This window comes from Bacteroidota bacterium (genome assembly GCA_016715425.1).
Taxonomy (GTDB): Bacteria; Bacteroidota; Bacteroidia; order Chitinophagales; family BACL12; genus JADKAC01.
In genome coordinates, this window is record JADKAC010000002.1 from 578815 (window position 1) to 600448 (window position 21634).

The window sequence follows — 21634 nt, forward strand, 5'->3', positions numbered from 1 at the left end:
AAAAAACCGCTGTCCAAGGACAGCGGTTTTTTTAAGGACAATGTTTGTTTTCAGAAGCGTCAGTTCACAATTAACTTTTCGGTTAACCTTTCGGCACCTGAAGTAATAGTTATGAAATAGATTCCTTTTGCAAGGTCTCCAAGATCCAATGTAGTGAACATGATGTCATCACCATCATTGAACGATTCAGCGTATACTAACTGTCCCTCAACTGATATTATCTGAAGAGATACCCCTGACTTAGCATCTTTCAGTGCAAACTTCACGTTTGTAAGTTCAGATGTTGGGTTAGGGAATACTTCAATCCAAGAATTACGAATTTCAGTTCCAGTTATATCAGCTTCACGACCGCAACCGCAAGAAATAATTTTGTATTTAGATCTGCGAGAGCAACCGTCTTCTGTCCAAGCTCTATAATTATATGCTCCTTCTTCAGTTGCATAATATACATCGCTTGTTGCACCAGGGATAGCTACGTTATTCAAATACCATTGGTATGTATAACCTGCCATCGGCTTAGCATGTAATTCCACTGTTCCAAGACAGCAAAGATCTAAGCCATAAGGTGCTGTGATTTTAACTACAGGATTAGGTAGTAAGGAAATTGTTCCTACACCTGACCATGAGCTACATCCAGCAGCATTCGTAACTTTAACTTGATAATCACCTGCCATGTAAGCAGTATAACACATACCAGTTGAACCTGGAATTATCATACCATTCTTATACCATTGGTAGGTTAATCCATCACCTGCGTTAGCACAATATACTACAGGGTTTTTATAACAAACCTCTGTAATTCCTTCCGGAGTAATTGATGCTTCAGGAGCTGGAATAATTGTTAATACAATTGCATTTGATGTACCTGTACAACCGTATTCATTAGTAACTGTAACAGAATAATTTCCAGCTTCAGTTACATCTATACTTTGAGTTGTTTCTCCATTGCTCCATAAATAAGAAGTAGCCGGAGTTGAAGTTAGTGTTGCCACTGTTCCTTCACATACAGTAGTATAGCAATTGATAACAATAACAGGATCAGGATTTGGGTTTACAATAACTTCAACTTCACAAGATGATGTACATCCGTATTCGTTGGTTACTGTTACTGAATAAACTCCACCTGACATTACTTCTATTGATGCTGTTGTTTCACCGGTGCTCCACTCATAGCTTACCCCACCTGATGCTGTTAGGGTAGTTGATTCGCCTTCGCAGAATTCAAGTACTCCCTCTATTGAACATACTGGGTTTGGATAAACTGTAATTATTATTGGTTCACATTCTGATTCACAACCATATTCACTTGTAACTCTAACATGATAGGTTCCTGCAAGTGTTGCAAGATAAGTGTCTCCGTAGCCTACTACACCCAAGGCCGATCCCCAATTCACTTGTAACTCTAACATGATAGGTTCCTGCAAGTGTTGCAAGATAAGTGTCTCCGTAGCCTACTACTACCCAGCCACTTCCATCATTATATCTCCATTCGTAAGTATAACCTGGTCCTGTTGGTGAGGCTTGTAATAATACTGAGCCGCCTTCACAGAATTCGGTTGGACCGTCTGGAGTTACATGTACCATTGGTACTTCATGTTCTATTACTTCTACTTCACAAGTTGATGAACAACCATACTCATTAGTGATAGTTACTGAGTAAACACCACCTGCACATGCTTCAATGGATTGAGTTGTTTCACCTGTACTCCACAAGTAGCTATAACCTGCTGGTGCTGATAATGTAGTGCATTCGCCTGTACATATTTCTAACTCACCTTCTATTGAACATACTGGATTATCATGTATTATGATTTCAATTGGTTCACATTCTGATTCACAACCATATTCACTTGTAACTCTAACATGATAGGTTCCTGCAAGTGTTGCAAGATAAGTGTCTCCGTAGCCTACTACTACCCAGCCACTTCCATCATTATATCTCCATTCGTAAGTATAACCTGGTCCTGTTGGTGAGGCTTGTAATAATACTGAGCCGCCTTCACAGAATTCGGTTGGACCGTCTGGAGTTACATGTACCATTGGTACTTCATGTTCTATTACTTCTACTTCACAAGTTGATGAACAACCATACTCATTAGTGATAGTTACTGAGTAAACACCACCTGCACATGCTTCAATGGATTGAGTTGTTTCACCTGTACTCCACAAGTAGCTATAACCTGCTGGTGCTGATAATGTAGTGCATTCGCCTGTACATATTTCTAACTCACCTTCTATTGAACATACTGGATTATCATGTATTATGATTTCAATTGGTTCACATTCTGATTCACAACCATATTCACTTGTAACTCTAACATGATAGGTTCCTGCAAGTGTTGCAAGATAAGTGTCTCCGTAGCCTACTACTACCCAGCCACTTCCATCATTATATCTCCATTCGTAAGTATAACCTGGTCCTGTTGGTGAGGCTTGTAATAATACTGAGCCGCCTTCACAGAATTCGGTTGGACCGTCTGGAGTTACATGTACCATTGGTACTTCATGTTCTATTACTTCTACTTCACAAGTTGATGAACAACCATACTCATTAGTGATAGTTACTGAGTAAACACCACCTGCACATGCTTCAATGGATTGAGTTGTTTCACCTGTACTCCACAAGTAGCTATAACCTGCTGGTGCTGATAATGTAGTGCATTCGCCTGTACATATTTCTAACTCACCTTCTATTGAACATACTGGATTATCATGTATTATGATTTCAATTGGTTCACATTCTGATTCACAACCATATTCACTTGTAACTCTAACATGATAGGTTCCTGCAAGTGTTGCAAGATAAGTGTCTCCGTAGCCTACTACTACCCAGCCACTTCCATCATTATATCTCCATTCGTAAGTATAACCTGGTCCTGTTGGTGAGGCTTGTAATAATACTGAGCCGCCTTCACAGAATTCGGTTGGACCGTCTGGAGTTACATGTACCATTGGTACTTCATGTTCTATTACTTCTACTTCACAAGTTGATGAACAACCATACTCATTAGTGATAGTTACTGAGTAAACACCACCTGTACATACTTCAATCGATGAAGTAGTTGCACCTGTGTTCCATAAGTAACTGTATCCTTCTGGTGCTGATAATGTAGTGCATTCGCCTGTACATATTTCTAAGTCACCTTCTATTGAACATTCTGGATTTGGATTAATAACAACCAATGCTGTACAAGTTGAATAACAACCATACTCATTAGTTACAGTTAATACAATTACACCACCTTCACAAACTTCAATTGATTGAGTCGTTTCGCCGGTGCTCCAATAATATGTATAGCCTGCTGGTGCGGTTAAAGTAGTACATCCACCTTCACATAATTCAATTATTCCTTCAATTGTACAAACTGGAATTTCACTTTCAATTATTTCAATTGAAGCAAAATCTGAAGCACAACCAGAAGCACTCATTACAACTACGCTATACATACCACCTTCACAAACTGAAATAGATTCTGTTGTTTCGCCAGTACTCCATTCATAAGTAAATGGACCATCGCCTTCTGCAGAAACAGTTAATGTGGCACATTCGCCTTCACAAATAACATTGTCTCCATCAATAGATACTTCCACATTTTCAGGAAGCGGATGGAAAATTGTAACGTCTTCATCTGAATTAGCGCTACAGCCATATTCATTAGTAACGGTTACATTATAGGTATTGCCTTCTGTTACTTCAATACACTGTGTTGTTTCGCCAGTGCTCCACATGTAATCCAGACCGTCTGGCTGGGCACATAATGTAACTGTTTGTCCTTCACAATAAGGGGTTGAAGAACTTGTTGTAACATCAGGGTCTGGTGTATCATACATAATAACTTCAACTTCACAAGATGATGTACATCCGTATTCGTTGGTTACTGTAACTGAATAAACTCCACCAGCACAAACTTCTATTGATGCTGTAGTTTCTCCTGTGCTCCACTCATAGCTTACTCCACCTGATGCAGTCAGTGTTGTACATGCGCCTTCGCAGAACTCAAGTACACCTTCTATTGAACATACTGGGTTCTCATATACTATGATTTCAGTTGGTTCACATTCTGATTCACAACCATATTCACTCGTTACTCTAACATGATACATTCCTGGTAATGATGCAAGATAAGTGTCTCCGTAGCCTACTACTACCCAGCCACTTCCATCATTATATCTCCATTCGTAAGTATAACCTGGTCCTGTTGGTGAGGCTTGTAATAATACTGAGCCGCCTTCACAGAATTCTGTTGGACCGTCTGGAGTTACATGTACCATTGGTACTTCATGTTCTATTACTTCTACTTCGCAAGTAGATGAACAACCATATTCATTAGTGATAGTTACTGAGTAAACACCACCTGTACATACTTCAATCGATGAAGTAGTTGCACCTGTGTTCCATAAGTAACTGTATCCTTCTGGTGCTGATAATGTAGTGCATTCGCCTGTACATATTTCTAAGACACCTTCTATTGAACATTCTGGATTTGGATATTCTGTTGTACAAATTTCATCAGATCCTTCACAACCATATTCGCTGGTTACTGTAACAGTATAACAACCTGTTCCATCAACAGTAATTGATTGAGTAGTTTCACCTGTACTCCATAAGTATGAAGCACCTGCAGTTGAAGTCAAGGTAACAGAACCACCATCACAAAATTCTGTTGGACCATCTGCACTAATTACAGGTTCAGGATTATCATAAACTGTAACTGTTGTAGGTAGAGATGTATTTGAGCAACCAAATGCATTGGTTACTGTTACAGTATAATCTCCACCGGTGGTTACTACTATTGATTGAGTAGTTTCACCAGTACTCCATAAATAAGAAGCACCTGAATTTGCTGTTAAAATTACTGAGCCACCTTCGCAAAAGTTGCAAATTCCTCCAGTAATAACGGCTATAGGTTTAGGGTTAACAGTAACAACTACAGGACCCATAGTTACGCTACAACCAAATTCATTGGTTATTTCTACGTAATAAGATCCAGCTTTGGTTACTGTAATAGATGAAGTGGTAGCTCCATTGCTCCAAACGTAAGAAACGCCGCCACTTGCAGTTAGCTCTGTGGATTCGCCTTTACAAAAGGTAATGGGCCCGGCAGGGCTTAAACTACCATCAGGTAATGGGTTAACGGTAACGGATACGCCAGGTGATACGCTAGTATTACCTTCTGCATCTGTAACAGTAACTGTGAAATCTCCCGACTCGTACACGACGATTGAGGGGGTGGTTGCACCGTTACTCCACAGATACTCGTATCCAGGACTCGATGTGAGAATCACTGAATCACCTTCACAAACCGTTGTTTCGCAACATGTGCTAATCAACGCTTGTGCAGATCCAACAATACTCATCAGGACGAATGCTGTCATTAAAAGACACATTCTCCATAGGGGTAAAGTCTGTTTCATAAATAAAGTTTTAAAAGTTAAAATAATGGTGATGATGTGCCAAAAATAAATTGACTTTCTATAGCTTTTAAAAATGGCTGCAATAATTTCTTTGAAGCACAATTAATTTACATGAAATTGTGAAATGTGACCTGTGGCATGTTATGGAAAAATTACCCACTTAGGGCTATAAATACCTCAATTCAAGGCATTTTAAGACTGTTGATAGTGATTTTCCTCTTAATTTATGTTGGCATTTACTAATATTTGTAACATGCAACAATTTTTATATTTGTTACTAGACTACCTTCTTGAGTTATCCAAATCTAATATTCACCTCATTTAGATATTAAGAAATTTTAAACTCTGTTTAATTCTTATTTTAAGCCAGTATTAATAATACAAAACTCAAAATCTACCTTTGCAAAGTGATGAATGATTTATCAAAAATTATTGAAGCGATGATTTTCAGTTCGGAATCACCGATTTCACTGGTAGAACTGCAGACTGTTTTATTCACCTACAGTGGTGAAGAAATAAGTATTGATGCAATTCAAGAATATGTAAATGCACTAGAACTTAAATATGAAGATGATATCTACATATTTGAAATAGTAAAAAGTGGAGGCGGTTACCAATTTCTTTCAAAGCCCGCATTTCATAAACCTATTTCTGCATTATTACAGCAAAGAGCAAAACGCAAACTAAGTACTGCTGCGCTGGAGTGCTTATCAATAATAGCATACTCTCAACCGGTTACTAAAAATGATATTGAGCAAATTCGTGGTGTGAATTGCGATTATACAATTCAAAAATTAATGGAGCGTGATCTCGTAAAAATTACAGGAAGAGCTGAGCAACCAGGTAAACCATTATTATATGGAACTTCACAATATTTTATGGATTACTTTGGAATTAACTCGATAGAAGAATTACCCAAATTAAAGGAATTTGAAAAGGATATGGCTATTGGTGATCCGGGAGATATAATGGTGAATGTGGAGGAACATGAAGATCATACTTTCACAATAAAAGTAAAAAAAGACGAGCGTCGTGATGACGCACAAAATGAATACAATGAAAAAAACAACGAAGAAACCAACACCCAAGAAACCAACATCGGAGAGGATAATTCCGGAGAAGATAACTCCGAAGAAAACAACACCGGAGAAGATAACTCCGAAGGATCTGCATCCAAAGAGCAAGCTTAAGCAGCAGGAAAAATTAGAACGTGCAATTCGTTTTTCCCGATTAAAAAAAGAACATGGTACTGAACCTGAGATGGAAAAATCAGGAACAAATAAAGAACGTAAGCAAACTTACTATGCCCAAAAAGTAGAAAAGGAAAAGTATAAAAAACGAGATGAAAAAAAAGTAGCTAAGAATTTATTGGATACAGAAACTAAATCATCACGAGGAACAAAAAATAAATCTCTTCCAGATAATTCTGTCAAAATAAAAAAAGATTCCAGCATTCGGTTAAATAAATATTTAGCTAATGCGGGAATTACTGCAAGGCGAAAAGCGGATGAATTAATTGCAAACGGATTAGTGCAAGTGAATGGAAAAGTAATTACAGAAATGGGTTATCGTGTGCAACCAAAAGATGTAGTTACTTATAAAAATAAAACTATAAAGCCCGCCAATTATGTTTATATACTTTTAAATAAACCGAAAAATTTTGTAACCACTTTGGATGATGAACGTGGCAGAAAAACCGTGATGGATTTAATTACCAATGCCACAAATGAAAGAGTGTATCCTGTGGGTAGATTGGATAGAAATACAACGGGTTTATTATTGTTTACCAATGATGGTGATCTTGCACAATTGTTATCGCATCCGAAGCATAGTGCTAAGAAAATATATGAAGTTGAATTAGATAAAGCAGTATCATTAAAACATATGCAGCAAATTGCAAATGGTGTAGAATTAGAAGATGGTATTGCAGCAATTGATGATATTGCATATTCACATCCAACGAAAAAAAATATCGTTGGTATTACATTGCATGTTGGCAAGAATAGAATTGTGCGCCGCATTTTTGAACACTTGGGTTATGTAATTGAAAAGTTAGATCGCACGGTGTATTCCGGACTTACTAAAAAAGATTTACCGAGAGGAAGATGGCGACATCTCTCGCCGAAAGAAGTTGTTTTTTTGAAACACCTAAGTAAGTGAGTGGTGAATGGTGAATGGCTGAAAGTCCCGATGCATAATGAGATGAATGGTGAATAAAAAAAATAAAATCCTTCTATTTATTTTGCAAATTTCCTATTGAAAATAAAGCGCATCTGCTTTAAATATTATTGCAAAAATTTTTCTTTGAGATTTTTAAAATGCTTACTCATTATTATTAAATAAGTTAGTTTGGGATTGGGCAGAGTTAAATCTGATTGATTGATTTTTTTAAAGGAGTCTTGAACTATACAGAAACAAAACTCGGCTAATTTATAATGTTGTTGTGTAAGCTGCTGAACGAAAATCTTTCAATCAAACGTCACTTTTCCAACCACATACTTTTTTCCTTTCTCTGCATAAAAAAGCAATTCATCATCATTGATTTGCTCCGAAACGCTGGGACGCATAACTACACCAACTTCTTTATTGCTAAAGAGAGCTTTTTTATCCCACTTGCCATCTGGCTGAATACTTACTATAGTTGCAAATGAATTCTTTCCATCATAAGAATAAATTTTATCCGGATTCTTTTCATCGAGATTCTTTTCGTTGTCATTAAAAATCAGATAAACCATATCATCCTTTACATGGGATACATAAGATAAATAAAATCCCGAACTGGCAGTTTGTTTTTTCGGAATTTTAGTAGCCCATTTAACAGTGTTATCAGGATTAATATTTATAACCATAATATCATTGTAATGGTAGTGATAAGATGTAGAAGTTTTGCCAGTATTGGGATCCCTATATGTACTTGTAGTAACATAAAATTTTTCACCTATTAATAATGCGCCGCCGTCTGAACGCACTATAATTTCATCAAGAGAGAAACTTGCTAATTCCGAACCCTTTTCTGCTTTACTGTTTGATACAAATAATTTTAAAAACTCAGTATCAAAATCAGTGGTGCCTTTTGATAATACTTCTTTAGTTTCCGGATCTATGGTCATAAAGAAAGTACCCTTAATGGTTGTAGTTCCTTTATCTGAATAAAATCCTGCACAAACAATTTTATTATCATTTGTTAAAATAAAACTGCAATCGGTAATGAATTTTTCATCTAATGAAATATTATATTCTGCTTTTTCTTTGCCATTATTTCTGAATGCAGTTAGTATATATTGATAATTTGGCAATCCACGCACTTTCGATTTTGCCTTTTCATTATATAATAATCCCATGAAATAAAAATTGCCATTGTTGTCAATATCTACATCAGTTATGCTATATAATTTTTCTTGATAAGGTAATGTAAAGTCAAGCTCCCATTTTTTCTCCATATTTCCAACAAAGACAGAAATGCTTCCCTTTGTTTCATCTTTTTCGGAACTAAACTTAATGGGAATTCCTGCTAAAGCCATCCCTTTTTTTATATATCCTGGCAAACCATAAAATGCAAGTGTTTGCTCATCACGAGAGATTGCATAACTCGCAAGAGCCACACTACCATTATCCAATTCCTGAATTGATTTTAATAAAACAGGATCCCGATTTGTATTGAGTGTGTTCGCATCTACTTCGTGATAATAGACATTTGTATTTTTTGTTTTCTTAACTTGTGTTGTTGCCAATAAATAGAGCTTATCATTAAAATAAAATGGACTGTTATATTCCACTTCTTCTCCATCTATTTCATATTCATAATCTCTTAGTGTTAAAAATTTTAATGCGTTATTGTATTTCTCTAAGGAAATTTCCAGATTATATATTCCCTTTCTATTATATCTGCTAAATACAAAGCCTCCGTCATCGTAACCCACTACATCAAATACTGTAGAGTTATTTGGTTCTGAATATTGTTCACTAAGTTCAACACGCACATTATGTTGAGCTGTTGCAGTAAAAGTTACTATGGTAAAAAATAGAGTTATTAAAATATAATGGAATTGGAATGTTGAGGATTGTGAGGAGTAATGTGGTTTCATTTTATAAGTTGGTTTAATTTGAAGGCTAAAAATAAACGAAGCTCTTAATATTTAAAAAGGAAATGAGACAATTTGCATTGCGCTTGATGGAAATAATTGATTTTATTAATATTAATTATTAAGTACAAAATAGCGGGTTTGCAAGCAGAGTTAAAGGAATTTTTAAAACAAAACAAATTGATATGGTATTGCGCAGGGTTAAAACTGATTATTGTTCTTAATGGAGTTTTATAGGCTGCGAAAACGAAAGTGAGTACCTCAATTTTAAACAATTTGTGCAAATCAAATCCTTGATATAAATATATAAGATAGCTTTATTGAAAATTTAAAAGGATGTATATCTATTTATTTGGAGCTGGCGCAAGTGCTGGTAGAAACAGTAGTTATGGAAATGTTAGTTATATAAACAAATTAATTGAAGGTCAAAATAAAGCTTGGGTTAAAGAACATGAAAGTATATTACAGGTAACACCAACAACTTTTAATATTTCCAATAGGTTAAATTTTTTAATAACTAGAATTAATCAATTAAAAAGTCAAATTAGAATAGGAAATAATATCTCTAAATTGATTGAAATTATGCATGATTTCGAATGGCTGAATAATAAGCTGTCTCATGAGCCATATCTCGATATTCTGGCAGAAACAGAATACAACACATTAAATAAGGAAAACTTTTTTAAACTAACAAGAATCACTTCAATTTTTTTTCTTTTAAATCAATGCTTTTTTGGAGTTGATACAAGGTATAAAACACTTTTCACTACTTTAATGTCGTTAACGAGAAGTGGCCATATTCCAGATGAAGTTAAGTTTTTCACTTGGAATTATGATTACCAATTAGAGGAAGCGATGATAGAAAAACGATTTCATTGGCTTCATGAAAAGAAAACTTTTGAAGAAAATATTATTACAAAACGTATAGTTAGATATAATAAAATTTGGGATAGCCCTGCACCGGAACAATTAACAAAGACTTTACTATATAAAATAAACGGTTGTTGTGCGACTTTGACAAATCCGCTCAATTCAAGTAATAAAAATATTATTCAAGAAATCATAGTTGCATCTAATCCAATTTATAATAACATAAATGAAATTAATGATTTAAACCACATTGCAAAATTTATTAATGTGATTATTGAGTATAATGATGAGTTATTATCAAAAGAAAAATCATTCAATAATTCTATTTCCTATTCATGGCTTGATGATAGAAAACAATTATTTAGAAATATAAAAATATCTATCCCTGAAAAAGCTTCAACTTTAATTGTATTTGGTTATTCATTTCCAACTTTAAACAGCTTAGTTGATAAGGCATTCTTTAAAGGAACAAATATTAAAAAAATATACTTGCAGTGTCAAGAAAAAGATAAAAAAACTATTCAAAGTAGAATTGAAGGAGTAGCTCAAAGAAAATTAGACATTGAAATAATCGATGGCATTGATGATATTCATGTACCATTTGAGCTTCAAAATTTATTGTTTAAAAAGCTATAAATGGTTTTGCATTAAAGTAATGTTTCATAACCAACAAAAAATCCCAGTCGCCCGGGATTTAATTTTTTACTTCTTTTTCTCTTCCGAGATCAATTTCATTTTCTCTTTTATTTTCGTTTCTAACTCGGCGCATAAATCAGGATTATCTTTTAATAATTCCTTTACTGATTCTCTGCCTTGTCCTAATTTCGTTTCACCATAGCTATACCATGAACCACTTTTTGTAATTACTCCGGTATCGGAACCGAGATCAACAATTTCTCCTAACTTAGAAATACCTTCTCCATACATAATATCAAACTCGGCTTGTCGGAATGGTGGTGCTACTTTGTTCTTCACCACTTTCACTCTCGACCGGTTGCCGATAAATTCTTCCTTCTCTTTTATCTGTCCGATGCGGCGAATATCTAAACGTATGGATGCATAAAATTTCAGTGCATTTCCTCCGGTTGTAGTTTCAGGATTTCCGAACATCACTCCGATTTTTTCTCGCAATTGATTGATGAAAATACAGCAACATCCGGTTTTATTTATTGTACCTGTAAGCTTCCGCAATGCCTGACTCATCAGCCTTGCCTGCAAACCCATTTTGCTTTCACCCATCTCACCTTCTAATTCACTTTTTGGTACCAATGCAGCCACGGAATCTATCACCACAATATCCAATGCACCCGACCGAATTAAATGCTCGGCAATTTCCAAAGCCTGCTCACCATTATCGGGTTGAGATATTAACAGATTCTCTGTATCTACTCCCAATTTTTCTGCATACGATTTATCGAATGCATGTTCTGCATCTATCATTGCAGCAATACCACCTTTCTTTTGCACTTCGGCTATTGCATGAATTGCCAGTGTAGTTTTTCCTGAAGATTCAGGTCCATAAATTTCAATTACTCTTCCTCGTGGGTAACCACCAATGCCGAGAGCTACATCCAATCCGAGTGAACCAGAAGGAATTGTATCTCCGGTTACTACTGGAGAATCTCCCAGTTTCATAATTGTGCCTTTGCCGTATGTTTTATTTAGTTGGTCAACTGCCAAACCCAACGCCTTTAATTTATCTGAAGACTCTGCCATATAGAGGATTTAAAATTTTTAAGAATAAATAAAATTAGTATTGCGAAAGTAGGGATTTTTGAAGAACATTTTTTCCGGGGAAATGAATTGCATTGATAATACATTCTATTCCCTGTAGAGTTCACAAAGTATGTTAAATACTTCGCTATCGCAATCATTCATTGTAAATTCGCAGACTTAAAATCAAAAGCATGATAAAAAATTATTTTTACTTAACACTAATCGCAATCAGCATTGCTGCTTGTGCTCCAAAAGAAAAAGTTGCAGACAACAGCAAAGTGCAAGCTGATGCACAAAAATATTTAGACAATTACAATGCGGAATATCAAAAACTCTATTACGCATCTGCTGAAGGGCAATGGGTATTAAATACAAAAATTATTGAAGGTGATACCACTGCATCACACAATGCTGCAATTGCAGATGAAGCGTATGCAAAATATACAGGCAGCACTGCAAATATTGACAGCGCAAAAAAATTTATTGCTGAAAAAGATAAACTCACTCCATTACAAGCAAAACAATTTGAAGCCATTTTATTTATGGCGGGCAACAATCCTGAAACTGCAGGTGATGCTGTGAAAAAAAGAATTGATGCTACAAACAAACAGGTGGAATTACTTTACGGATATAAATACATGCTGAACGGAAAACAAGTAAGCACAAATGATCTGGATAAAATATTGCGTGATGAAACGGATGTAAAAAAACGTCAGAGCGCTTGGGAAGCAAGTAAGGAAGTAGGCACTACTTTAAAGGATGGATTAGCAGAATTGCGGAATCAAAGAAATGCATGTGTGCAGCCTCTGGGTTATTCTGATTTCTTTGCATATCAGGTTTCTGAATATGGAATGACTACGCAAGAAATGCGTGATCTTACACAGAGTTTAATTCAGGATGTTTGGCCTTTGTATCGTGAATTACATACGTGGGCTCGTTATGAATTAGCGGCTAAATACAAACAGCCTGTTCCGGATTATATTCCTGCACATTGGTTGCCGAATCGTTGGGGACAAGACTGGACTGCAATGGTGAATGTGGAAGGATTAAATATTGATCCTGTGCTTGCAGAAAAAGGTGATAAGTGGGTAATGGAAACAGGCGAAGAATTTTGGGTGAGCATGGGCTTCCCGGAATTACCACAAAGTTTTTGGGATAAATCTTCATTGTATCCACTACCTGAAAATGCAGGATATAATAAAAATAATCATGCCTCTGCATGGCATATGGATCTTGGCGCTGATGTGCGTTCGCTCATGAGTGTAGAAGCAAATACAGAATGGTGGAGTACAGTGTTGCATGAGTTAGGACATATTTATTATTACATAGAATATTCAAATCCGGATGTGCCGATGGTATTAAGAGGCGGAGCAAACAGAGGATTTCATGAAGCATTCGGTAGCATGATCGGGTTAGCATCTTTACAAAAACCATTGTTGGAAAGTCAGGGATTAATTCCTGCCGGTGTAGTATCCAATGATACTTTAAAAATGCTGAGTGAAGCATTGGATTTTATCGTGCATATTCCTTGGGGAAGTGGAGTGATGACAGAATTTGAATATGAGTTATATGCCAACAATCTTCCGAAAGATCAATACAATGCAAAGTGGTGGGAACTCGTAAAAAAATATCAGGGTATAGTGCCTCCGACAGAGCGTGGTGAAATGTATTGTGATGCTGCCACTAAAACACATATTAATGATGATGCTGCGCAATATTATGATTACAGTATCAGCAATGTATTGTTGTTTCAATTTCATGTGTATATCGCAAACAATATTTTAAAACAACCACCCACTGCCACTAATTATTGGGGAAGTAAAGAAACAGGTGACTTCCTGCGTGGCGTTATGAAAACAGGTGCAACAGAAGACTGGAGAGATGCCATGCAAACAAGTATTGGCAGCCCCATGAGTGCAAAACCAATGGTAGATTATTTTGCACCACTGATGGAATATTTAAAGAAAGTAAATGCCGGCAGAACTTATACTTTGCCTGAAACAATTTGATGTAGTTTATTCGCATTGGCGTGGATGCCAACCAAGGACATAATATTAGAAACCCGGTAGATGCTGCCGGGTTTTTTTTTGTGGCGGAAGTAAGTAAATAAGAAAAAAATTTAGGAGCTATTTCCCGCTATCCGTTCCAAGTCCGCCCCCGTGAAAAACGGGGTGCGGGCTTTCCACTACTATCGGGGCTAAAAATGCAATACAATTTTAACCTATCGGCTTTAGTAGTGTCTTTTACTAAGAAGGGTTTTGCGAATTATTTATTTCTTTGGAGTCAAAAACACTGCTGAAATTATAAGATAGATAGGTCATGCTCATATTTTGGCAGATCCAATGTTGGCGGTTCGTGCTATACACGTCGATGACTTAAAGTTTTGCTGAAAACTTTACTCCTATTTCTTTTATAAATTTAAAATCATCAATGCATCTTACTCCCATGTTTTTGCAAACATTTGGAATTTTAACTCTTTTGGAGTTCATGGCACTATCAATATTTTCTTTGGTTACAACAGTCGCAATTGTGTCCATTGCATGAGCTATTAACCAAGGGTCTGCCAATGAACGACCTTTTATATTGTGAACTAATAGCCTATGGGATGGATCAGCTTGTAGTATTCTTTGCCAGCAAGCAATAACATTTTCAGTTGGTTTATGAATTGGAATTGAGCTACGTTTTAACCATTTAGATAAGTCGTCTTCGGTTTTGTCTGAATTATCCGCTACTATAATTTCATTCTTTACTTCTTCTGGAATAAAAATGCGCCCCTGTTTTCCTAGTTCATTTAGAATATCCCAATAATCAGGACATAAGTCTGGAGAATAATATTTTTGCCAAGATTGAATCAGTACATTGGCATCTATACAATAAATATTTAGGTTAGCACTCATCTATAGATTTGTGCTTCTAGCTTATGAAAATTATTTGCAGGCGTTCCAAGTAAAATGCTTGCTTGAGTTGGTTGAACATAACCATTCCTAAGAGCGTCAAGAACAACTTGCGTAAAAAGCCTGCTATTTTTATTTAAACGTAATAAATAGGGGTTAGGGCCACCTGGCTTTTCTTTTTGTCTAAGTTTTAAAGCAGCTTTTTTTTCAGCTTCTCGTTTTAAAAAAGCTTGATATTCAATTTCAGCTTCTTTTTTTAATTTTTGATATTTCTGAACAGAAATTAGGTTGAGATTTAAAGCTCTAACTAGAAAAGCAAATGAACTGACTCCAAATGTTTTGGCTGCTTTAAAAACGTCTTGAGCATTTTGATAAATTGAATCATTAAAACTTAAAAAAATTTCTTTAGGCATTAATGCGTTTGCCGCTACTTCATTGCAAAATATCTCTACAGGATGGAATTTGTTTTTATTCTTTAGGTCAGGTTCAATGTCATTTGAAATTCCCGTTTCAGCTATCCAAATGTGAGCCAGTTCATGAACTAGGGTAAATAATTGAGGGGCATTCCAGTCATCCGAATTTACAAATACAAATGGAGCATAAGGGTCTGCAATAGCAAAGCCTTGTAACTCGTCAGAGTCTAATTTTAATCTTGAATGAATAAAACTTGTGCGAGAAACAAAAATGCCATTCGTTTCAGCTGCATCAATCCATTCTTTAATTGGATTTTCGGTTTTATAATTTGCAGGAACAATGTTCAATGTCTTTAAAATATCGTGAGCAACGACTTCAGGTTTATCTTTAATTGAGAAGCGTCCAAAAAAAGCTAACCTTTCTTCATTTTCTTCTGCGTAAACATCACTTATCCAAGCTTGCTTTTGTTGAATTTCACGAATTATAAAAATTGATGAAGTAGTTAGTTCTTTTGAGCCTTTTTTTCTGAAATCTTGAAGTGGTTGAAAGTCTTTGGGAATGTCTGGTAGAAAGAATAAAGCAAAAGGTCGCTTGTAGGCTTTTGCTAAGGTCTGTGCTTGTCTAATCGTCGGCTGGCTACCGCCAGATTCCCACTCTAAAAGCTTAGCAACGGCTACTGAAACTTTTGCAGCGGCAGTTTCCTCAGTCATTCTTGCTGATTCTCTAGCCCATTTCAAAACATTTGGAGTTATGTTTGCTTTGTCACCCATATTTATGCAACAAAAGTATGGAATATTGTTTTTGGGATTTTTAATTGGAGAATTTCATAGATATGAGGATATTTTAAAAGAATGACCACACAACTCCTAAATATACGAAACCTCACATTTCATCACTAACATATAGCATCCATATAGTTGACTGCCTATCAATGCTATACACAGAAAATATCCAATAACGCTGAGTTTCGATTTTTTAATAGTTTCTTTCTGTTCTCACAGTTTCCCGCCTCTCTAAAACCAATTTATTAAGAAACTCTTCCGTTTCCGCATCGTCTCCCTTGCGTAGCTTGGGGACGTTGCGGTGGTTAAACAATTCCTTCGTTAGGCGTAAAGTCACTGCTAAATAGAAAATCCTTTCGTCCTAAATCATACAAATCCTGATTCAGACAATTTATATTTTATTTGTCTCTTTTAAATTTTTATAAATTTTTTCAGTATTTTTTTCTCATAATTTTCAATGCTTAATAAATAAATACCATTTTCAAATTCCGCAATTGCATTAATTGAAATTACTTCTCCTACAATTAAATCAAATTGTTTTTGATATAATTCTTCTCCACTCAGGTTATAGATTCTGATTGTTACATGGTCGGCTTTAGGTAAGCTAATAAACAATTCCTCATCAGCAGGTATAGGATAAATGAAAACATCATCTGTAATAATCTCCGATGCAAGACGTAAAGAAGGGGTAATAAACGTGATCATTTTAGAAAAATCAGTCCACCCAGCTTCGCATTTTGCAGCTACACTTAATTTATATTGCCTGCCTGACTCAAGGCCTGAAATATTTTTTATGGAATCTGTGCAATTAAATGTTTTTACTATGCCTGAAGACACATCCAATAAATAAACCTTATACAGTGTTGCGCCATATAACCACCTCCATGAAATTAAAACAGATGTTGATGTTAAGCTCTTTACGAAAGGTTTTGAAGGGGGGTCGCAAGATTGTGCCTCTCCATAAAATGCATACACCACTCCTTGATCTCTCAAATTTTCGGAATAGACATCGCTCGAAACAATAATATCCTCAAAGCCATCACCATTTAAATCGCCGGCACGGCAAAGATTAATTCCTAAACAATCATAACGTTTTTCACCTGTAAATGTCCAAACCGGAGTTGATTGCGGCCGTGCGGGACCACCTAAATATAATTCTGCCTTTCCCGCATCAGTATCTGAGCCATTATCAAAAAATCTTGAGCTGACAAGAAGATCATCATATCCATCCTGATTAATATCACCTGCATTGTTTACATTAAATGCAAACTTCTCATCGTATTGCGTGCCTGTTGCAATCCATCCGATTACAGAATCTAAACCCTCAGATCCTCCATAATGTACATGTAATTTGCCGGATTGGTAAATACCATTTGCGTCAAATCTTGGTGCACCTATTACAACATCATCATATCCATCGCCATTTAAATCTCCTGCTGTAGAAAGGTTTACGGCATAAAATGAAGTATCCATAGCACCTCCAATAGCCATAAACCCTGTTTCTAAATCAACTCCGTCAGGGCCGCCTTTAAAAACGCAGATCATTCCATCACCTATTAAAAATATGTAACCACCTATAGCCACATCCATATAGCCATCCCCATTTACATCTCCAGCACGATCAATTGAAATTCCTATGTTCGCATCTGTTTGGCTACCTTTCACAGTCATTTGTGGGATGGTATTTAAGCCTGTTGCTGAACCAAGATAAACTGACGCTTTGCCTGCCCTTCCACCTGCACTTCCTAAGTCTTCATCATTATCCCAACCGTGAGCGCCAATGCACACATCATCATATCCATCCGCATTTACATCACCAACAATAGATAAAGATTCACCCAGTTTTGCTGATTTTTTTTCACCAACAACTGACCATGCGGGGTTTAAAGATGGACCTGATGAACCGCCATAATATAAAAAGGCTTTTCCTTCAAGATTTTCGGTGGTATTGAATTGATGAGCTCCGATTAATATGTCATTAAAACCATCACCGTTTACATCGCCTGCAATTGATACACATTTTCCAAATTGAGCATTTGATTGCCCTCCATATTGTATCCAATCCGCTGTATGGTTTAGGCCTGAGGAAGAGCCGAAATAAATAAAAGCAGCTCCTTCGGATTCAAAGGTATTCGTATAAAGTGGAGCACCCACTATTATATCATCATAACCATCTCCATTAATATCTCCGCCCCCATCAATAGAAAAACCATATTGACATTTTTTTTGATCACCTTCCTGCTTCCAATTGTAAGATACAGACAACGGATCAATGGTTACTGGAAATACCGCATTTTCAATATTTATTACTAATGCCAGCATATCATTATTCAACTCCATTTTGGATTGTAATACGGAATGATTATTATCCCATGCATGCAAATCTTTATATCCAAAAATATTTTGTTTATCACTGCTAATAATTAATTCATTATTATGTATAAATGCATTTGGCAAGGATGTGTTTAAACTCAGATTAATTATTAATTGCTTAGCGTTATTTGGTGCCTTTAAAACATAAAAATTCTGACGAACACCTTCTTCGGTATTTAGATATTGAATTTCAAAATTATTTCCCTTATAATTTAATTCATTACTATTTGCGTAAGGCTTTAATCTGCCCGTTTGTAAACTTTTATTATCAATTAAAACATTGGTAAGTGATAGTTCAGTAAACCAATCTTTTGTAAGGCTTCTAAAACCTTTTTCATAGAAATTAAAATACATTTCTTGAGTAGCATTGAAGGCGATGAATGTATTCTTATTTCCACATGGTTGAATGTTATAATTTAAACCTGCATTAGAAATATTTGAACTCACAACAGTAGTTGTATTATTCAAATATTCTTCATGAGTAGGAAATTCATTTGCAGCGCTATTATTATTTAATGGAAATATCTTCATCAAAAAATAAATGCATAGAATACATAAGCAAATCTTAATTGAATTGCGGATTAATAAATTTAAGTTTTTCATGGCAGTAGATTTATTAATTAAAAAAATGAAAACAAAAGGCAATTCGCCGGACAAGGAGAAATATCTTAGTTATTAAGAAATATCTCATCACCCAGCAGAACCGACCTAACTAATAAAAAGCTATTCCTTAATAAATTTTTCGAAAAGGTTAGAGCCATTACTTTCCACTTTAATAAAATAAATTCCTGATGCAAAATTTGATACATCTACATTTAAATTATTTTCACTGGCAATAATGGTCTTAACTACCTGACCTGCTGCATTAATTATTTTAATTGTTGCGTGATCTGTATTGTTTGTAAATTGAATAAATATTTGTGATGATGCAGGGTTTGGATATATGCTAATAACTTCATCAGGAGAGGCCAAACGGCAAGTACTATAAACAGTTATCTGTTCTGAACTCTTTATACACGAATTATTATTAGATATTTTGACCCGATAGTTACCGGGAATTGTGGCAATATAGGAAGATGAATTTGCCCCCGGAATAGCAGTACTATTCATATACCATTTATATTGGTATCCTCCTTCAAATGCTTGTAAATTCACAGAGCCCGTTGTACAAATATCTAAGGATCCGGATGCGGTTATAGTTGTATTTGGTTTTGGATACACTGTAACACTTGTAGCTTCTGATGTAGATGAACACTCCCCGTCAATAACATTTACTTTATAGTTACCTGTTTTTTTTGCAAGAAATGAAGAATTTGTAGCACCTGAAATTAATAGATCATTTCTATACCATTGATAGGTAAGACCTTGAGATGAAATCGTTTGTAAAACAACTGACTCACCTTTACAAAATGATAATGGTCCGGATGCAGTAATATCGGCTTCTGGTGGTGCGCAATCCAATTTTATAACCCAATAATCGTATCCTCCATAATTTGGGGTTGATTTAATGCCAGATACCCCTGAAGTAGATTGCCCTGCCATAACATATCCTCCATCTTGCGACTGTAAAATAGCTCTTGTTACATCCACTTCTGAGCCACCCAAAACGGTTTGCCATTTTATGTTTCCAAGGTTATCTAGTTTTACTGCCCAGTAATCCCAGTCCATTGCATCTTCAATTTTATCGCCCGAAGCTGAAGACCACGAGCCGCTAACTACAAAATATCCACCATCATGAGTTTGTGTAATACATTCTAAGCGATCGCTATAAATTCCACCAATGTTATTTTGCCATTCTATATTACCACTTGCGTCAATTTTTACTACCCAATAGTCTTGCATACCATAATTGCTTTCTGTTTTATCGGCTGAAATATCTGAGGTTGAAAAGCCTCCCAAAATATATCCTCCATCATAGGTTTGCGCTATACTGAATAATTCATCTTCAGCAGAACCACCAATGGTATTTTCCCAAACTATTTCACCAACGTCGTTTAATTTTATTACCCAGTAATCCTCACCTTCTCCTAAATTATTTTCAGATTTATCTGCTGAGATATCTGAGTCGGATGTTCCACCAACTATATAACCTCCATCTGTAGTTTGTCTTATTCCATGTATTCGCTCGTCGCTGGTTCCACCTATTGCATTTTCCCATTGAATTGAACCGGTTGCATTAATTTTAATCACCCAAAAATCATAACCTCCGAGGCTTGCTTCTGCTTTATCTTCTGAAATACCGGAATTAGACCATCCACCCAGAGCATATCCACCATCTGAGGTTTCAATAATTTCATAAAGATATTCTTCACCTATTCCTCCATAAGCATTGTCCCATTCAATATTTCCTGAGGCGTCAATTTTAGTAATCCAAATATCCTTACCGCCATGGGTTGCCTCTGTCCGGTTTCCGGAAATGTCAGATTCAGACCAACCGCCGGCAATATAGCCACCATCTGATGTTGGAATTACAGTATAGCATTGATCACTTTGATTCCCACCATATGTTTTTTGCCAATCAATATTGCCCGACGCATTTAATTTTACCAAGTAAAAATCATAAAGGCCAATTTGTGTCGCTGTTTTATTTCCTGAAATTCCTGAGATAGAAAACCCTCCAAGAATATATCCGCCATCTGGGGTTTGATTGATGCTTCGAAGTTCATCCCAATCATTACCTCCTATATTAGTTTCCCAGGCTATGTCTGGCGATTGTGAAAATAGAGAGGAAAAAAAAATTGATAAGATTGTAAAAAGAGTAAGATTTTTCATAAGTATAGATTTAAGGTTTAGATAGTAAATCTAAATATTCTATTTAATATTCACCATTTTGTAAAAATATTTTGTCCCAGCAGCGTCTACCGCTGTAAGCGGTGACGCTGCGTAAATTGATTTACTGAATTTTCCCTATCGGTCGGTATCCTTACCGACTGAAACCAATCGCACAACTCGGTCGGTGAGACACCAACCGTTAGAGATACCCGCCGTTTTTGTTTTTGCATTTTTAGCCCCGATAGCAACGGAAAGCGCCTGACACTGTGCTTTGGGATTTTTGTAATAGAGCAAGTGGCAGGCCTTAAAGTGGATA

General features: G+C 35.9%; 12 protein-coding genes. 4 read left to right on the forward strand and 8 right to left on the reverse strand.

Annotated features, from left to right (window positions below; all coding sequences use genetic code 11):
• Positions 1-59: 59 nt before the first annotated feature.
• Together IPN31_04315 and IPN31_04320 are read right to left on the reverse strand one after the other, a co-directional pair.
• On the reverse strand, positions 60-1409 hold the full coding sequence (locus IPN31_04315; GenBank protein ID MBK8681126.1) for a T9SS type A sorting domain-containing protein: 1350 nt from the start codon (positions 1407-1409) through the stop codon (positions 60-62).
• Positions 1315-5415, reverse strand: coding sequence for a hypothetical protein (locus tag IPN31_04320; protein MBK8681127.1), 4101 nt, complete (start codon positions 5413-5415; stop codon positions 1315-1317). Before IPN31_04320 ends, IPN31_04315 begins: the two co-directional genes overlap by 95 nt.
• Before the next feature lie 410 nt (positions 5416-5825).
• Between IPN31_04320 and scpB the strand changes: the two genes are divergently transcribed.
• On the forward strand, positions 5826-6605 hold the full coding sequence (scpB, locus tag IPN31_04325) for an SMC-Scp complex subunit ScpB (protein MBK8681128.1): 780 nt from the start codon (positions 5826-5828) through the stop codon (positions 6603-6605).
• A gap of 70 nt (positions 6606-6675) precedes the next feature.
• On the forward strand, positions 6676-7575 hold the full coding sequence (locus IPN31_04330; protein ID MBK8681129.1) for an rRNA pseudouridine synthase: 900 nt from the start codon (positions 6676-6678) through the stop codon (positions 7573-7575).
• Positions 7576-7883: 308 nt separating this feature from the next.
• Here IPN31_04330 and IPN31_04335 read toward each other — a convergent pair whose 3' ends face one another.
• Entirely contained in the window at positions 7884-9500 is a 1617-nt protein-coding gene (locus tag IPN31_04335) for a hypothetical protein (protein ID MBK8681130.1), read from the reverse strand.
• A 333-nt stretch (positions 9501-9833) separates the two neighbouring features.
• On the opposite strand from IPN31_04335, the gene IPN31_04340 reads away from it, so the two are divergent.
• On the forward strand, positions 9834-11003 hold the full coding sequence (locus IPN31_04340) for a hypothetical protein (protein ID MBK8681131.1): 1170 nt from the start codon (positions 9834-9836) through the stop codon (positions 11001-11003).
• A 66-nt stretch (positions 11004-11069) separates the two neighbouring features.
• Here IPN31_04340 and recA read toward each other — a convergent pair whose 3' ends face one another.
• Positions 11070-12083, reverse strand: a complete 1014-nt coding sequence (gene recA, locus IPN31_04345) for a recombinase RecA (GenBank protein ID MBK8681132.1) — start codon at positions 12081-12083, stop codon at positions 11070-11072.
• A 191-nt stretch (positions 12084-12274) separates the two neighbouring features.
• Here recA and IPN31_04350 point away from each other — a divergent pair, with 191 nt between their 5' ends.
• Positions 12275-14092 carry a M2 family metallopeptidase gene (locus IPN31_04350; GenBank protein ID MBK8681133.1) on the forward strand — a complete coding sequence of 606 codons (1818 nt, stop codon included), beginning with the start codon at positions 12275-12277 and terminating at the stop codon, positions 14090-14092.
• A gap of 366 nt (positions 14093-14458) precedes the next feature.
• On the opposite strand, the gene IPN31_04355 is transcribed toward IPN31_04350, so the two are convergent.
• The 4 genes from IPN31_04355 to IPN31_04370 form a co-directional block, all read right to left on the reverse strand.
• On the reverse strand, positions 14459-14980 hold the full coding sequence (locus IPN31_04355) for a DUF4411 family protein (GenBank protein ID MBK8681134.1): 522 nt from the start codon (positions 14978-14980) through the stop codon (positions 14459-14461).
• On the reverse strand, positions 14977-16161 hold the full coding sequence (locus IPN31_04360) for an ImmA/IrrE family metallo-endopeptidase (GenBank protein MBK8681135.1): 1185 nt from the start codon (positions 16159-16161) through the stop codon (positions 14977-14979). The genes IPN31_04355 and IPN31_04360 overlap by 4 nt, the downstream gene beginning before the upstream one ends.
• 423 nt (positions 16162-16584) lie before the next feature.
• Entirely contained in the window at positions 16585-19149 is a 2565-nt protein-coding gene (locus tag IPN31_04365; protein ID MBK8681136.1) for an FG-GAP repeat protein, read from the reverse strand.
• A gap of 120 nt (positions 19150-19269) precedes the next feature.
• Positions 19270-21318, reverse strand: coding sequence for a T9SS type A sorting domain-containing protein (locus tag IPN31_04370; GenBank protein MBK8681137.1), 2049 nt, complete (start codon positions 21316-21318; stop codon positions 19270-19272).
• Between the last annotated feature and the right edge of the window lie 316 nt (positions 21319-21634).

Excerpts from the sequence above, each read along its gene's own strand:
- IPN31_04315 (MBK8681126.1), bottom strand. The coding sequence starts at position 1,409 with ATGTTAGAGTTACAAGTGAATTGGGGATCGGCCTTGGGTGTAGTAGGC.
- IPN31_04320 (MBK8681127.1), bottom strand. The coding sequence starts at position 5,415 with ATGAAACAGACTTTACCCCTATGGAGAATGTGTCTTTTAATGACAGCA.
- scpB (MBK8681128.1), top strand. The coding sequence starts at position 5,826 with ATGAATGATTTATCAAAAATTATTGAAGCGATGATTTTCAGTTCGGAA.
- IPN31_04330 (MBK8681129.1), top strand. The coding sequence starts at position 6,676 with ATGGAAAAATCAGGAACAAATAAAGAACGTAAGCAAACTTACTATGCC.
- IPN31_04335 (MBK8681130.1), bottom strand. The coding sequence starts at position 9,500 with ATGAAACCACATTACTCCTCACAATCCTCAACATTCCAATTCCATTAT.
- IPN31_04340 (MBK8681131.1), top strand. The coding sequence starts at position 9,834 with ATGTATATCTATTTATTTGGAGCTGGCGCAAGTGCTGGTAGAAACAGT.
- recA (MBK8681132.1), bottom strand. The coding sequence starts at position 12,083 with ATGGCAGAGTCTTCAGATAAATTAAAGGCGTTGGGTTTGGCAGTTGAC.
- IPN31_04350 (MBK8681133.1), top strand. The coding sequence starts at position 12,275 with ATGATAAAAAATTATTTTTACTTAACACTAATCGCAATCAGCATTGCT.
- IPN31_04355 (MBK8681134.1), bottom strand. The coding sequence starts at position 14,980 with ATGAGTGCTAACCTAAATATTTATTGTATAGATGCCAATGTACTGATT.
- IPN31_04360 (MBK8681135.1), bottom strand. The coding sequence starts at position 16,161 with ATGGGTGACAAAGCAAACATAACTCCAAATGTTTTGAAATGGGCTAGA.
- IPN31_04365 (MBK8681136.1), bottom strand. The coding sequence starts at position 19,149 with ATGAAAAACTTAAATTTATTAATCCGCAATTCAATTAAGATTTGCTTA.
- IPN31_04370 (MBK8681137.1), bottom strand. The coding sequence starts at position 21,318 with ATGAAAAATCTTACTCTTTTTACAATCTTATCAATTTTTTTTTCCTCT.